Raw genomic sequence first — 16,683 nt, forward strand, 5'->3', positions numbered from 1 at the left:
GGTGTTACGTGGAAACGGAAAGCTCGACATCGTCCTCACGCCGGCCTGCTGTCGGACGGGTCGGCGAAGTTCTCGTCGATGAGCTGGAACAGCTCAGTGACGGACACGGAATTGATGTCGTCGTCGGACGGGCCCTCCCCGTGCCCGGTGCCATTGGCGCCGTCGCGCCGCAGCGCCGTGACGAGCTTTTCCAGGCGCAGCGCGGCGTCCTGCCGCTCCTGTCGCGGCAGCCCTGCCGAGAGCGCGGCCTCCAGCCGGTCGATGGCCTCGGGTACCGAGCCGCCGCCCGCCGGCTCCGTCTCCCCCACCAGCGTCGTGAGCAGGTGGCCGGCCAGCGCCGTCGTGGTCGGGTAGTCGAACACCAGCGTCGCCGACAGCTTGCGGCCGAGCGCGGCGCCGAGCTTGTTCCGCAGTTCCACGGCGGTCAACGAGTCGAATCCGAGTTCCTTGAACGGCCGGTCGGCCTCGATCGCGCCGGCGTCGGCGAATCCCAGCACCACCTGGATCTGCCGCCGGATCAGGTCGACCAGCACCTCCTGGCGTTCCGCCGGCGGCAGCGCGGGCAGCCGCTGGGCCAGCGCCACCGGCGCCGCCACGTCCGCGGTCGCCGTGCGCCTGCCCACGGCGGGGCAGATTCCCCGCAGGATCGACGGCAGGTCCTCCCGGGCCCGCAGTGCCGGGCGGTCCACGTCCATCACCACGGTCACCGCGGCGTCGGAGGTGACCGCGGCGTCGAACATCGCCAGCCCGTGGGCGAGCGCCAGCGGCCGCTGACCGGACCGCCTGACCCGCGCGTAGTCCACATCGGACATTCCACCGGTCATGCCGGTCGACTGGTCCCACAGGCCCCACGCCAGGGCCACGCCGGGCAGCCCCTCGGCGCGGCGGCGGTGACACAGGCCGTCGAGGAACGCGTTGGCCGCCGCGTAGTTGGCCTGTCCGGTCGTGCCGAGCACCCCGGCCACCGAGCTGTAGACCACGAAGCCGGCGAGGTCGAGGTTCCTGGTCGCCTCGTGCAGGTTCCAGGCGGCGTCGACCTTCGGGCGCAGCACCCTGGTCAGCTGATCGGGGGTCAGCGTCTCCACGACGCCGTCCTCCAGGATGCCCGCGGCGTGCACGACCGCCGTCAACCCGCCGCGGACCCCGAGGTCGTGGACCAGCTTCCCGACGTCGGCGGCGTCCGCGACGTCGCACGCGACGACCTCGACACGGCAGCCGTGACCGGCGAGTTCCTCGACCAGCTCGGCGGCCCCGGCCGCCGCCGGGCCACGGCGGCTGGCCAGCACCAGCCACCGGAACCCCTGCCCGGCCAGGTGCCGGGCCAGTTCCCGGCCCAGCCCGCTGGTGCCGCCGGTGACCAGCACCGCCCGGTCGCGGTCCCAGCCGCGGGGAACGGTCAGCACGATCTTGCCGGTGTGCCTGGCCTGGCTCATGAACCGGAACGCGGGCGCCGCCTGGCGGATGTTCCAGGCACGGGTGGGCAGCGGGCGCAGCGTGCCCGCGTCGAACAGCGACATCAGCTCGGTGAGCATCGCGGCGATCCGGTCGGGGTCGACCTCGGTCAGGTCGAACGCCCGGTAGCGCACGCCGGGCAGCTCCACCGCGGACCGGACGTCGTTCTTGCCCAGTTCGGTGAACCGGCCGCCGGGACCGAGCAGCCGCAGCGAGGCGTCGACGAACTCGCCGGTCAGCGAGTTCAGCACGACGTCCATCCGCGGGAACTTCTCCGCGAAGTCCAGCGTGCGGGAGGAGGCGATGTGGTCGTCGGCCAGTCCCAGCTCACGCAGGACGTCCCACTTGGACTCACTGGCCGTCGCGTACACCTCCGCGCCGAGGTGGCGCGCCAGCTGGATCGCGGCCATGCCCACGCCGCCTGCCCCGGCGTGGATCAGCACGCGCTCGCCCCCGGCCAGTCCCGCCACGTCGACGAGCCCGTACAGGGCGGACAGGAACGGCGCCGCGACACCGGCGGCGGTCTCGTCCGGCCAGCCGTCCGGCACGGTCACCGTGCACCGCTCGTCCACCACGGCCGTCGGCCCGAAGCCGCCGGTGACCAGGCCCAGCACCCGGTCGCCGACCTTGGCGCGGGTCGTCTCGGGGCCGGTCTCGACCACCACACCGGCGGCCTCGACACCGAGGGTGCCCTGCTCGCCGTGGTAGCGGGCGGCGGCGTCCCGCACCTTGCCGTAGCCCAGGGTCGCCAGCACGTCCAGGAAGTTGACCCCGGCTGCCGAGACGGCCAGCCGCACCTGCCTGCCGGTCAGCGGCCGCGCGCTGTCCGTTCCCGGCACGATGCCCAGCCCGTCGACGGTGCCGGGGGTGACCACGTCCAGCCGCCAGTCCCGGTCCAGCACCGGCACGGTCAGCGTCGCCGGGTCGGCGACCAGCCTGGGGACGTACACCTGGCCGTCGCGGACCAGCAACTGTGGTTCGTCACCGGCCAGCACGTACGGCAGCGCCAGCTCGACACCGGCGTCGACCTCCTGCGCCGGCACCTCCAGCAGCCCGAACGAGCCGGGATTCTCCGAGATCGCGCTGCGGACCATGCCCCACGCCGCCGCGGCGGCGAGATCGCTGCCGTCGGTGCCGCCGCTGAGCACCACGACCAGCCGGGAACCGGCGAACCGCTCCTCGCCCAGCCACCGCTGCAGCAACGTCAGCAGCCGCGCCGACACCTCGTGCACCGCGTCCGGGCCGTCGCCGTCGCCGTGGACACGGGCCAGCACGACGTCGGGCACCTCGTCCAGTCCGGCCAGTGCGCCGGCGTCTCCGGCCAGCAGCACGGAGGTCCGGCCGGACGCGGGTGCCGGGGTCGTGACCGGTTCCCAGTCCACCGTGTACAGCGAGCTGGGCTCGGTCACCGGCGCCGCGTCCGGGGCCGCCCGCAGGACCACCGCGTCGGCCGACACCACCACGGCGCCCGCCGGGTCGGCGGCCAGCAGCGACACCGTCGCGTCGCCGGTGCCGGTCAGCCGCACCCGCAGCGCCCGTGCCCCGGTCGCGTGCAGGGACACGCCCTGCCACGAGAACGGCAGTGCGCCGGCCGGGACGTCGAACCCGGCGACCAGGATCGCGTGGGTCGCCGCGTCGAGCAGGGCCGGGTGCAGGCCGAACCCGTCGGCGTCGGCGTCCTCGGGCAGGCTCGCCTCGGCGAAGACCTCGCCGTCGCGGGACCAGGCCCGGCGCAGCCCGCGGAACACCGGGCCGTACCCGTAGCCGGACTCGGCGACGGTCTCGTAGAAGCCGGACAGGTCGATCTCGGTGGCGCCGGGCGGGGGCCACTCCCCGGTGAACGCGGGGTCCGCATCGGACATTCCGGGGGCGAGTACGCCGGTGGCGTGCTCTGTCCACCGCTCGCCGTCCTCGCCGTCCGGCCGGGAGTGGACGGTGACCGCGCGGGTGCCGTCCTCGTCCGCGGCGTCCACCCGGACCTGGATCCGCACCCCGCCGCGCTCGGGCAGCGGCAGCGGCGCCGTCAGGGTCAGGTCCGCGACGCGGTCGCAGCCGACCTCGTCCCCGGCACGCACCAGCAGTTCGACGAAGCCGGTGGCGGACAGCAGCGCCTGGTCGCGCAGGCGGTGGTCGCCGATCCACGGGTGCGTCTCCAGCGACAGCCGCCCGGTTAGCACGACACCGCCCTCCCCGGCCAGCTCCACCGTGCCGGCGAGCAGCGGGTGGTTGGCCGCGGCCAGTCCCAGGCCGGCGGCGTCCCCCGCCCGGGTGTGCGGCGCCGGCCAGAACCGCTGCCGCTGGAACGGGTAGGTCGGCAGGTCCACCGGTGAGCCGCCGGCCAAAGCCGGTGTCCAGTCGACGGCGACGCCGTTGACCCACAGGTGCGCGGCCGACTCCAGCAGCCGCCGCATACCGCCGTCGTCGCGGCGCAGGGTCCCGGTGACCACGCCGGCGACACCGGCGTCGTCCAGCGTGTCCTCCGCGTAGCCGGTGAGCACCGGGTGCGGGCTCATCTCCACCAGGCAGCGGTGGCCGTCGGCGGCAAGCCGCTCCACCGTGCTCCGGAAGGCGACCGGCTCGCGCATGTTGCGGTACCAGTAGTCCGCGTCCAGCTCCGCGGTGCCGAGCGGGCCGCCGGTCACCGTGGAGTAGAACGGCACCTCACCTGCCCGCGGGCGCACCGGGGCGAGCAGTTCACCGAGGTCACCGGCGAGGCTCTCCACGGCCGCGCAGTGCGTGGCCCGGTCGGCGGGCATCAGCTTGGCCCGCAGGCCGTCGGCCACGCAGGAGCCGACCAGGCGCTCCACCTCGGCGGCGGGGCCGGAGACGGTGACCGCCGCGGGCGAGTTGACCGCCGCGACGGTCAGTCCGTCACCACAGAACGGGAACCGTCCCTCGACGTCCGCCAGCGGTGCCAGCACCGACGCCATCCGCCAGTCGCGCGGCAGCTTCTCGGTGATCAGCCTGCTCCGCCGCGCGACGACGAGCGCCCCGTCCTCCAGCGACAGCCCGCCGGCCACCACGGCCGCCGCGACCTCGCCCTGCGAATGCCCCACCACCGCGGCGGGACGCACGCCGTAGGAACGCCACACCGCCGCCAGCGACACCATCACCGTCCACAGCACCGGCTGCACCACGTCGACCCGGCTGAGCGAGTCCGGGTCGTCGCTGCCCAGCGCGTCGGTCACCGACCAGTCGAGATGCGGTGCCAGCGCCCGCGCGCACCCGGCCACCGACTCGGCGAACACCGGTGAGGTGTCCAGCAGTTCCCGCGCCATCCCGATCCACTCGGTGCCCTGTCCGGGGAAGACGAACACGATGCCGCCGGTCCGGCCCGCCGTGCCGGTGACCAGGCCGGGAACCGGCTCGCCCTCGGCGAGCGCGCCGAGCCTGGCGGTCAGCTCCGCTTCGGTCCCGCCGACGAGGACGGCCCGGTGGTCGAACACCGACCGCGTGGTGGCCAGCGAGAGCCCGACGTCCACCGGGTCGGCGCCGTCCACGGCGGACCGCAACCGGCCTGCCTGCGCACGCAGTGCGGCCTCCGACCGTGCGGAGAGGATCCACGGAGTCTGGGTTGCCCGCGCTCGCTCCGCCCGGTCCTGGCCGGGCCCGGCGGGCGCCTGCTCCAGGATGACGTGCGCGTTGGTCCCGCTCATGCCGAACGCCGAGACGCCTGCGCGGCGCGGCCGGTCCGCGTCCGGCAGCCGCACCGGCTCGGTCAGCAGCCGCACCCGGCCGGCGGACCAGTCCACGTGCGGGCTCGGCGGGTCGGCGTGCAGGGTGCGGGGCAGCTCGCCGTGCCGCAGTGCCTGCACGACCTTGATGACGCCGGTGATGCCCGCGGCGGCCTGGGTGTGGCCGATGTTGGACTTGCCCGATCCGAGCAGCAGCGGTTCCTCCCGGTCCTGGCCGTAGGTGGCCAGCAGCGCGTGTGCCTCGATCGGGTCGCCGAGCCGGGTTCCGGTGCCGTGTGCCTCCACGGCGTCCACATCGGACGGTTCGAGCCCGGCGTCGGCCAGCGCGGCGCGGATCACCCGCTGCTGGGCCTTGCCGCTGGGCGCGGTGAGCCCGTTGCTCGCGCCGTCGGAGTTGATGGCACTGCCGCGCACGACGGCCAGCACCGGGTGGCCGTTGGCCAGGGCGTCGGAAAGCCGTTCCAGCAGCACCAGCCCGACGCCCTCGGCGATGGCGAGACCGTCCGCGCCGTCGCCGAACGCGCGGCAGCGGGCCTCCGGGGACAGGCCGCGCTGCCTGCTGAACTCCAGCAGCAGCTGCGGGGTGGTCATCACGTTGGCGCCGCCCGCGATCGCCAGCGAGCACTCGCCACCACGCAGCGCCCGCACCGCGTCGTGCAGTGCCACCAGCGACGACGAGCACGCGGTGTCCACCGTGACCGCGGGCCCCTCCAGCCCGAGAATGTAGGACACCCGGCCGGCCAGGACACTGGCCGCGCCTCCGGTCAGGGTGTGCCCCTCCAGTCCCGGGCTCGCGGTGGCGATCTCGTTGTAGTCCAGGCCGTTGGTGCCGAGGTAGACGCCGGTGTCGCTGCCGCGCAGCCCGGCCGGGTCGATCCGGGCCCGCTCGAGCACCTCCCAGGCGCCCTCCAGCACCAGCCGCTGCTGCGGGTCCATGGCCAGCGCCTCGCGTGGCGAGATGCCGAAGAACTCCGCGTCGAAGTCGGCGATGCCGCTGAGGAACCCGCCTTCCTTGACGTAGGCGGTACCGGCCCGCTCGGGGTCCGGGTCGTAGAGGGCGTCGAGGTCCCAGCCGCGGTCGGCCGGCAGCGGCCCGATCGCGTCCGAACCGTCGGCCAGCAACGCCCAGAACTCCTCCGGGGAGCTGACCCCGCCGGGCAGCCGGCAGCTCATCGCCACCACCGCGATCGGTTCGCGTGCCGCCGCCAGTTCCTCACGCGCGTCGTTCAGCTCCGCGGTCACCCGGCGCAGGTAATCCCGCAGCTTCTGCTCGGTGCTGGTCAACTGACCCTCCTGCTGGTGATGCTGTCGATGAACTGGAACAGCTCGTCGTCGGAGACGTCGTCGATGGGCTTGGGCGCCTCGGGCTCGCCGGGGGCGAGGCCGAGCTGGGCCAGCAGGTGCGCGGCCATCGCGGCCGGGGTGGGCTCGTCGTAGACCAGCGTCACCGCGAGCGGGCGGCCGATCTCGGCGGACAGCCGGTTGCGCAGGTCCACACCGGTCACCGACTCGAAGCCGAGATCGCGGAACGCCCGGTCCGGGGCCGGCCAGTCGTCGCGGCCGTAGCCGAGGATGGCCGCGGTGTGCCGCAGCACGATGTCCAGCACCAGTTCCATCCGCCGCTCCGGCGACTCGGCGGCCAGCGTGGCCGCCAGGTCCGCGGACGCCTCGGGTTCCGCGGGCCGCACCGGCTCGGCCGGGACGCCGGTGAGCTTGTGCCGCCAGCGGGCGAGCGCGGGCAGCAGCTCGGTGAGCGTCACGTCCTCCGCTATGTCCAATGTGGACCGAACGGTGGTCAGGTCGCCGCGTTCCACCGCGGCCCAGAACCGCCCCTCGGCCGGGCTGGTGCTGCCGTCGGGCAGTGCCGTCCCGGTCTCCAGCCAGTAGCGCCGGTGCTGGAAGGGATAGGTGGGCAGGTCGACCACGCGGGCAGGGGGCAGCGCAGGCGCCCAGCTCACCGCCACGCCGCGCACGCAGGCCTCGGCGACCGAGGTGAGGAAGCGCGCCGGCCCGCCCTCGCCGCGGCGCAGGGTGCCGGCCACCACCACGTCGTGCCCGCCCGCGGTCTCCTGGATTCCCGGGGTGAGCACCGGATGCGGGCTCACCTCGACGAACACCCGGTGCCCTGCCTCGATCAGCCGGGTCACGGCGGCCCGCAGTTCGACCGGCTCGCGGAGGTTGCGGAACCAGTACCCGGCGTCCAGGGTCGCCGTGTCGACCGGTTCCCCGGTCACCGTGGACACGAACGTCGTGCCGGACGACCGCGGCCGGACCGGCGCGAGGACGTCGAGCACCTCGGCGCGGACCGGGTCCACCCTCGGCGAGTGCGAGGGATAGTCGATGGCCACCCGCCCGGCCCGCACGCCCTCCTCACGGCAGCGCGCGAGCAGGGTCTCCAGTTCCTCGGTGCCGCCGGCCAGCACGGTCGACGACGGGCCGAGCTCGGCGGCCACCGAGAGCCGGGCGTCCCAGCCGGGGATGCGCCGTTCGGCCTCCGCACGGGACAGCCCGACCGAGACCATGCCGCCGGTCCCGGACAGTTCTGCCGCGATCACCTTGCCGCGCAGGGCGACCACCCGCGCGGCGTCCCGCAACGACAGCCCACCCGCGACGCAGGCGGCGGCGATCTCGCCCTGCGAGTGCCCGACCACGGCCGCGGGCCGGACACCGTGGGCCTCCCACAGCCGCGCCAGGGAGACCATCACCGCCCACAGTGCCGGCTGCACGACGTCGGCGCGGGCGAGGGCGGCCTCGTCGGCGAGCACGTCGGTCAGCGACCAGTCGACGAACTCGGCCAGCGCCCGCGCGCACTCGCCGAGTCGCTCGGCGAACACCGGGGAGGAGTCGATCAGCTCGCCCGCCATGCCTGCCCACTGGGAACCCTGACCGGGGAACACCAGGACCGGCCCGGTGACGTCGGCCGCGCGGGTGCCGGTGACCAGGCCCGGTGCGGGGGTTCCCGCGGCGAGCGCGGCGAGGCCGGGCAGGACGTCGCGTTCGTCGCGGACGAGCAGTACCGCCCGGTGGTCGAAGGCGGACCGCGTGGTGGCCAGCGAGCGGGCGAGGGCGGCGGGGGCCGCCGGGCGGGCCGTCAGGTGTGCGTGCAGAGCCTGGGCCTGGGCGCGCAGCGCGGCGTCGTCACGCGCGGAGAGCAGCAGCGGCACCGGGTGCCGCGGCGAGCCGGTGCCGGTGACCGCGGCCCAGTCCACGTCGACGCCGTCGGTCCACAGCGTGCCGAGCAGGTCCTCCAGCGTGTGCCTGCCGGGGGTGTCGCGGCGGCAGGTGGCCAGTGCCCCGGTACCCAGCTGCTCCCGCAGGACCGGGTGCGGCCCGATCTCGATCACCCGGGTGCCTGCGGGCAGCGTGCCCACCACCTCGGCGAGGCGCATCGGCAGGCACATGTTGCGGGCCCAGTACCCGGCGTCCAGCTCGCCGCCGGGCAGCGGGCCGCCGGTGACCGTGGACAGGAACGGGACGGTGGTCCCGGCCGGGTCCAGCTCCCCGAGGCGACGCACCAGTTCCGGTCCCAGCGCGGCCAGGTCCGCGCTGTGCGACGGGTAGTCGATGGCGACCCGGTGGGTCCGCACGCCGTCCTCGGCCAGTTCCCGCTCGACCTCGTCGATCGCGGCATGCCCGCCGGACAGACAGATCCAGCCGCCAGACAGCCACCCCGCCACGGTGAGCCTGCCACCGGCCCGCCGCGCGGCGTCGTCGCCGGGCAGCGCGCAGACCAGCACGGTGCCGGTGCCCGCGGCCCGCTCGGCGATCAGCCGGGACCACACGCCGATGAGCCGGGCGCCCTGGCCGAGGGTGAGCGCGCCCGCGGTGACGGCGGCGGCGACCTCGCCGACGCTCTGCCCGAACACGACGTCGGGCACCACTCCCCACGCCGCCAGCGTCCGGGCCAGCGCCACCTGCACGGCGAACAACGCCGGCTGGATCACGTCGGTCCGGTCCAGCCCGCTGCCGGCGGCCAGCTCGTCGAGCACCGACCAGCCGACCACGCCGGCCAGCGCGTGGTCGACCTCGGTCACCGCCGCGCGGAACACCGGTTCGGCCAGCAGGTCGCGGCCCATGCCGATCCACTGGCTGCCGTGACCGGAGAAGCAGAACGCGACCCGGGGCCGTCCGCCCGGCCTGCCGGTGCGCACGGCGGGGTCCCCGGACGGGTCCGCCGCCGCGAACGCGCGGTACGGCCCGTCGCCCGCCCCGGCCGTCGACTCGCCCGCCGGATCCCGCAACGCGGCGCCGATCCGGGCACGCAGTGCGGATTCGCTGTCCCCGGACAGGGCGAGCAGCCTGCGCGGGCCAGCGGGTGCCTGTTCCAGAGCGACGTGGACGTTGGTGCCGCCGAACCCGAACCCGCTCACTCCGGCGTAGCGGTGACCCGGCGGCCAGGCACGCGGTGCGGTCACCACCTCGATCCGCTGACCGGCGAAGTCGATACCGGGGTTGGGCTCGTCGAAGTGCAGGCTGGCGGGCAGCACGCCGTGGTGCAGCGCGAGCGTGGTCTTGAGCACGCCGAGCACGCCCGCCGCCGGTTCCAGGTGGCCGAAGTTGGTTTTGGCCGATCCGACCAGCAGCGAGCCGGTGCGGCCGGGGGCGAAGACCTCGCCCAGCGCGGCTGCCTCGACCACGTCGCCGAGCGGCGTCCCGGTGCCGTGTGCCTCCACATAGGACACCCGCTCGGGCGGTATGCCGGCGTCCTGCCACGCGTCCCGCAGCACGTCGACCTGGGCACGCGGGTTGGGCGCGGTCAGCCCGTTGGAGGCGCCGTCGTTGTTGACCGCGCTGCCGCGTAGCACGGCGTAGATCCGGTCGCCGTCGCGCAGCGCGTCGGACAGCCTGCGCAGCACGACTACCCCGCAGCCCTCGCCACGGACGTAGCCGGCGGCGCCCGCGTCGAACGCCCGGCACTGCCCGGCCGGGTTCAGCCCGCCGAACTTCGTCATCGCGACCGTCGTGTGCGGGTGCAGCATCAGACTGACCCCGCCGGCCAGCGCGACGTCGGACTCGCCGCGCCGCAGGCTCGCCGCGGCCAGGTGCACGGCGGCGAGCGAGGAACTGCACGCGCTGCCGACCGATATCGCGGGCCCGCGCAGGCCGAGGGCGTAGGCGATCCGCGCGGGCACGATCGAGGTGTCCCAGCCGACGGCGGACTGCGGGCCGATGCTCGCCGGGTCGGCGCCGGTGGCCAGGTGGTACTCCTGCCACATCGTGCCGAAGAACACGCCGGTCCGGCTGCCCGCCAGCGTGTCCGGCACGATCCTGGCGTCCTCCAGCGCCGACCAGGCGACCTCCAGCGCGATCCGCTGCTGCGGGTCGGTCCGCTCGGCCTCGGCCGGTGAGATCCGGAAGAAGGCGGCGTCGAATCCGGCCACGTCGTCGAGGAAGGCGCCGCGGCGGGTGGTGGTCCGGCCGGGTGTGGCGATGTCGTCGTCGTACCAGCGCCGCGCGTCCCAGCGGCCCGCCGGTACCTCGCCGACGGCGTCGAACCCCACCAGCAACGCGTCCCACAGCGCGCCGGGCGAGCCGATGCCGCCGGGCAGCCGGCAGCCGAGCCCGACGATCGCGACCGGCTCCGCGGCGACCTGCCTACGCGGCCGCGGTACGGCTTCACCGACCCCGGCGAGGAACCCGGCCAGCGCGCCCGCCGTCGGGTGGCGCCACACCGCCCACGCCGGGACGTCGCGGCCCAGCCCGGCCGACAGGTCCGCCGCCAGCCGGGTCAGCCCGGCGGAGTCGACGCCCAGCTCCCGCAGCGGCACACCGGCCGGTACGGCGTCCGCCGCGATGCCGAGCACCTCCGCCACCGCGCCGCGTACCCGGTCGAGGTACTCGCCAGGTTCCCCAGGCACGCGCACCACCTCGTTCCTTCGGAGGGTTCGGATCTGGACCGTACGAACGGTGGACTGGACATTCCCCTAGAAGCTCCACCGACCGGCGGGAACGCACGACGGGACTAGGGGTTCTGGTGGCTTTCCGCGGCGCGGCGAAGTGCGGTGGTCCGGAGCGCGTCATTCGCGTTCCGGAAGACGAGACTCGCGTTCCCGGGCGCGAGACTCGCAGCGAGAACAGGGCTGGTCTCGCGATCTGGACCCGGCATGACAAGCGGTGGAACCAGGTGGGCGGGAACGTGCAACTCGCTGGTCCGGAACGGTCGACTCGCGGGTCGGGAGCGGAGGACTCGCGCGATCGGCCACTCACCTCGCCCTGCCCGACACCCGGTGTCCGGTGTGAAGGCCGAGTTTCTGTCGTCTCATGTGATGAAGGTGGCCTTCACGAACTCCCCGCCCGGCGTCGCGGCCTCACCAGTCACACCCGGCCCAGCCGTCACCACGAAAGAGACCCAGCAACCTCCCCCAATGTGGCGTTGGGGAACTTGAACTCCCCCAATGCCACATTGGGGGCACACAGCACCCGGCGAAGTGCTCAGGACACTAGGGGTTTCTCGGACCTCGGCGGTGGACGCTAGGAGCCATGGCGGAACCGACGGAGCCGGCGCGGCCCATCCTGTTCGCTTCCTACCCGGACAGCGGCCTGCTCAACCCGTTGCTGGTGCTGGCGGGCGAACTCGCGCGGCGTGGCGTGCCCGGGCTGGTGTTCGCCACCGACGAGCACCGCCGCGCGGACGTCGCGGACCTCTCCGCGGCGAGCGAGGTGGAGTTCCTCTCGCTGGGCGAGGAGGTGGCCGGCCTGTCCCCCACCGGCTGGGACGACGAGACCTACCGCGCGGTGATGAACGAGACGTCCCGGATCCGGTCGCTCCAGGCGTTCCTGCGCCAGTCCCAGGACCCGCACGCGATGGTCGCCAAGTACCAGGTGCTCGAGCGGGCCGTCGAGCGGACGCGGCCCGCGCTGATGGTCCTCGACGCGTTCTGTGGTTACGCCGTCGACCTCGCCCTCACCAAGGGCATCCCGTTCGTGCTCAGCGTCCCGTTCCTGGCGAGCAACATGGTCTCCGCCGCCGGCCTGGGCGGCCGGTCCTTCACCCCGCGTGGATTCCCGACGCCGCGGTCCGGCCTTCCGCTGCGGATGAACCTGCGCCAGCGCGTCACCAACCAGCTGTTCCGGCTGCGCACCATGGCCACGTTCGCCAGCCCGGCGATGCTGCGGCGGATGCGGTACGAGGACGCCGTCTGGGCGGAAATCGGTGTCACGCGGTCGATCCGCAACCCGATGGACAAGCTGGAACGGGCCGAACTGGCGTTGTGTTACTCGATCGCCGACCTGGACTACCCGTTCACCGTCCCGGACTGGCTGCGGCTCACCGGGCCGATGATCCCGCCGCTGCCCCAGGCCCCACCGGATCCCGGGCTCACCGCCTGGCTGGACGCCCACGAGTCGATCGTGTACCAGGCGTTCGGCACGCTCATGCGGTTCAGCCGGGACGAGGTCGAGGCACTGGTCGAGGTCGCCCGCCGCCTCGACGGCCGCCACCACGTCCTGTGGAAGCTGCCCGCGGGACAACAGCACCTGCTGCCACCGCGGGACACGTTGCCACCGAACCTGCGGGTGGAGAGCTGGCTGCCCTCCCAGCTCGACGTGCTGGCCCACCCGCACGTCCGGCTGTTCTTCAACCACGCCGGCAGCAACTCCTTCCACGAGGGCCTCTTCTTCGGCAAGCCGCAGGTGATGTGGCCGCTGTTCGTCGACTGCTACGACATCGCGGTGCGGGTCGAGGACCACGGGATCGGCCTGCGGCTGAACCGCACCGACACCGTCGAGCCGGACGACGCGACCGACAAGCTGACCCGGGTGCTGGCCGATCCGTCCTACCGGGAACGTGCCGAGCGGATGGCGGCACTCATGTCCGCGGCAGGCGGTCGCCACGCCGCCGCCGACCTTCTGCTGGAGCTGCCGGTGCTGGAGGGCTCCGGACAAGGAACGAGGATGTCATGACTTACAAGTACGTGGTCGCCAAACCCAGCCTCACCGGTCGTGAGCTCGAGTACGTCACCGACGGGATCAAGGACGGCTGGATATCGTCCAAGGGCCCGCATGTCACCGGGTTCGAGCGGGCGTTCGCGGACTACAACGGCGTCGCACACGGTGTGTCCTGCTCGTCCGGCACCACCGCGCTGATGCTGGCGCTGCGCGCGCTCGGCATCGGGCCCGGCGACGAGGTCATCGTCCCGGAGTTCACGATGGTCGCCACCGCCTGGGCGGTCACCTACGTCGGCGCGACGCCGGTGTTCGTCGACTGCCGGGACGACCTGAACATCGACACCGGCGCCATCGAGGCGAAGATCACCCCGCGCACCAAGGTGATCATGCCGGTGCACATCTACGGCCGCCGCTGCGACATGGACGGTGTGCTGCGGCTGGCCTACGAGTACAACCTGCGGGTGGTCGAGGACTCCGCGGAGGCACACGGTGTCCGCCCGGTCGGCGACATCGCCTGCTTCTCGCTGTACGGCAACAAGATCATCACCTCCGGTGAGGGCGGTATCTGTCTCACCGACGACCAACGCCTGGCCGACCAGCTCGTGCACCTGCGCTCGATGGGCTTCTCCCACAACCACGACTTCATCCACCGCAAGCTCGCCTACAGCGCCCGGATGACCGACATGCAGGCCGCGGTGGCGCAGGCGCAGGTCGAGCAACTCGACGACTTCCTCGCCGAGCGCAGGGAGATCGAGCGGCGCTACAACGAAGGTCTCGCCGACGTCGACGGGATCACCGTGCTGCCGCCACGCGACGTGCTGTGGGTCTACGACCTGCTCGCCGAGCGCCGCGACGAACTGCACGACCACCTGGCGCGGGCCGGTGTGGAGACGCGCCGGTTCTTCCGGCCGATGAGCCAGCAGCCCGGCTACCTCGACCCGGTCTGGCCCACCCTCAACGCAACCCGGCTCGCCGACCAGGGACTGTACCTGCCGGTCTACATCGGACTGACCGCGAGCGACCAGGACTACGTGATCGGGAAGGTCCGGGAATTCTACGGGAGCTGAGCATGACCAGTACCGACCAGGAAGCCGTCCCGTTCCCGTACCGCAGGCCCGGCGGAATGGCGCCGCCGCCCGAGTACGCCGGCTTCCGGGCCGGCGGCGCCCCCGTACGGTCGCACCTGCCCAGCGGTCACCCGGTGTGGCTGGTGCCCCGGCACGCGGACGTGCGCGCGGTGCTCACCGACCCGCGGATCAGCGCCAATCCGGCCAACGAGGGGTTCCCGAAGGTCGCAGTGACCGGCGGCGTGCCGACCCAGGACGAGATCCCCGGCTGGTTCGTCGGCCTCGACCCGCCCGACCACGACCGGTTCCGCAAGGTGCTCATCCCCGAGTTCACCGTCCGCCGGGTCCGCACCTGGCAGCCGACCATCCAGCGGGTCGTCGACGAGTGCGTCGACGCGTTGCTCGCCAAGGACGGCACCGCGGACCTGGTGGCCGACCTCGCGCTGGCCGTGCCGTCCCGGATCATCTCCGCGATCCTCGGGGTCCCCGAGGCCGACCGCGACTTCTTCGAGACCAGGACCCAGGTCCTGGTCAGCGTCGCGACCACCACCGAGGGCCAGCGCGCCGACGCCGCCCGGCAGCTGCTGCGGTACATCCGGCGGCTGGTGGGGATCAAGTCGAAGTGGCCGGGCGAGGACCTGATCAGCCGCATCCTGCGGACCGGGGTGCTCAGCGCGGACGAGCTGTCCGGGGCGGTGATGCTGCTGCTCATGGCCGGGCACGAGACGACCGCGAACAACATCGCGCTCGGCGTGATCACGCTGCTGGCCAACCCGGAGTGGATCGGCGACGAGCGCGCCGTGGACGAGCTGGTCCGGTACCACTCGGTCGGCGACATGCTGGCGATGCGCACGGCCGTCGCCGACGTGACGATCGGCGGCCGCCTGATCCGCGCGGGCGAGGGCATCATCCCGCTGCTGGCCTCGGCCAACCACGACGAGGCGGCGTTCGGCTGCCCGCACCGGTTCGACCCCGCCGCCAACGGCCGTAACCACGTGGGATTCGGCTACGGAGTGCACCAGTGCCTCGGCCAGAACCTGGTGCGTGCGGAGATGGCCTGCGTGCACCGCACCCTGTTCGACCGCATCCCCACCCTGCGTATCACCGCAGCGATCGAGGACCTGCCGTTCAAGTACGACGGCACCGTGTTCGGCCTGCACTCGCTGCCGGTCGCCTGGTAGCCGTTCACCGGAGGAGGAACCCGATGACGTCGACCGCGGACCGGGTGCTGATGACGTCCGACCTGTCATTCGACCAGCGCATGTGCCCCCACGTGCCGCCGAGGGAGGAACCGGTGCGCCGGATCCGTACCCCGGCCGGTGACGAGGCGTGGCTGGTGTCCGGCTATGCCGAGGTACGCGAGCTGCTCGGCGACAGCCGCCTCGGCCGTTCGCATCCGGCCCCGGACGAGCGGGCCTGCTACGCCGGGGAGCCGACCTATGACCAGGTGACCGCGGCCGACCACCAGACCGCCGACATGCTGCACTCGGTGCTGCGCTCGACGCTCAAGCCCTACTTCTCGGCCAGGCGGATGCTGGCGCTGCGCCCCGCGCTGCGGCAGATCGTCGACGACCAGCTGGACCGGCTGGAGGCCGCCGGGCAACCCGCGGACCTGCGTACCGGCTTCTCCACGCCGGTGATCCTGCGGGCACTGTGCGAGCTGCTGGGCGTGCCGGAGCCCGACCGGTCCCGCTGCGTCACGCTGATGGCCAAGGCCGGCGAGGGCGACCTGGCCGGGCTCGCGGGCTACCTCGCCGAACTGGTCGGGCGCCTGCGCGAGAACCCGGACGACTCGATGCTGTCCAGCCTGTGTGCGGCGGGCGCCACCGACGAACAGGTCGTCCAGCTGGCGATGGTGCTGCAGTTCGCCGGCGTGGGCGCGACCCGCAACCAGATCGACTACGGGGTCCTGCTGCTCAACGCGCACCCCGAGCAGCGTGCCGCGCTGGCCGCCGATCCCGAGGCCATGCCCCGGGCGGTGGAGGAGATCCTGCGGGTGTCCGGCAGCGCCAGCCTGCCCCGCTACGCCCGGGCCGACATCGAGATCGGCGGGGTGACCATCGCGGAGAACGACCTCGTGCTGCTGGATCTCACGCTGGCCAATGTGGACAGTGCGGGCTTCGACGACCCCGGCCGGTTCGACCCGGCCCGCTCCCCCAACCGGCACGTGACGTTCAGCCACGGCGTGTGGACCTGCCTCGGCGCGCCGCTGGCCCGGCTGATCCTGCGGACCGTGTTCGAGGTGTTGCTCGCCCGCCTGCCGGGCCTGCGCCCGGCCGGCGAGCTGGTGCCGCGCAGCGTCCCGCTGTCCGGCGGCCTGCCCGAGCGCTTCGACGTGACCTGGTAGCCCGTCCGGTCGCCGCCGTTCGCCGTGAAGGCCCCGGGTCGCGGGGTGGGTGGTCCCGAGCGCAGAACTCGCGGGCCGGAACGTAGAACTCGCGGTCCGGAATGCAGAACTCGCGTGCGTGAGCGCAGAACTCACCATGTGGACCGGGTTCTCACCTGGTGCCCGCCGCCCGCGTGAACGGCCCGTTCGCGCGAGTCGTACGTTCTGACGCGCGAGTCGTACGTTCTGGGGCGCG

The 16,683-nt window shown here is 73.5% G+C and carries 5 protein-coding genes and 1 pseudogene; 4 read left to right on the forward strand and 2 right to left on the reverse strand.

Annotation, left to right across the window (positions count from 1 at the left end):
• Positions 1–35: 35 nt before the first annotated feature.
• Positions 36–6,389, reverse strand: a pseudogene (locus tag EWH70_RS12535) (type I polyketide synthase); the annotation flags it as partial.
• Positions 6,390–6,427: 38 nt separating this feature from the next.
• On the reverse strand, positions 6,428–11,005 hold the full coding sequence (locus EWH70_RS12540) for a type I polyketide synthase (RefSeq protein ID WP_130475492.1): 4,578 nt from the start codon (positions 11,003–11,005) through the stop codon (positions 6,428–6,430).
• 622 nt (positions 11,006–11,627) lie between these two features.
• Here EWH70_RS12540 and EWH70_RS12545 point away from each other — a divergent pair.
• From EWH70_RS12545 to EWH70_RS12560, 4 genes are read left to right on the forward strand one after another with little or no spacing between them, the layout of a single operon-like run.
• Positions 11,628–13,049 carry a glycosyltransferase gene (locus tag EWH70_RS12545; RefSeq protein WP_130475493.1) on the forward strand — a complete coding sequence of 474 codons (1,422 nt, stop codon included), beginning with the start codon at positions 11,628–11,630 and terminating at the stop codon, positions 13,047–13,049.
• Positions 13,046–14,101, forward strand: coding sequence for a DegT/DnrJ/EryC1/StrS family aminotransferase (locus EWH70_RS12550; RefSeq protein ID WP_130475494.1), 1,056 nt, complete (start codon positions 13,046–13,048; stop codon positions 14,099–14,101). The genes EWH70_RS12545 and EWH70_RS12550 overlap by 4 nt, the downstream gene beginning before the upstream one ends.
• Positions 14,102–14,103: 2 nt before the next feature.
• Positions 14,104–15,282, forward strand: coding sequence for a cytochrome P450 (locus tag EWH70_RS12555; RefSeq protein WP_130475495.1), 1,179 nt, complete (start codon positions 14,104–14,106; stop codon positions 15,280–15,282).
• A 23-nt stretch (positions 15,283–15,305) separates the two neighbouring features.
• Positions 15,306–16,448, forward strand: a complete 1,143-nt coding sequence (locus tag EWH70_RS12560) for a cytochrome P450 (RefSeq protein ID WP_130475496.1) — start codon at positions 15,306–15,308, stop codon at positions 16,446–16,448.
• Positions 16,449–16,683 lie beyond the last annotated feature (235 nt).

The sequence above is a fragment of the Amycolatopsis suaedae genome (genome assembly GCF_004214935.1).
Taxonomy (GTDB): Bacteria; Actinomycetota; Actinomycetes; order Mycobacteriales; family Pseudonocardiaceae; genus Amycolatopsis; species Amycolatopsis suaedae.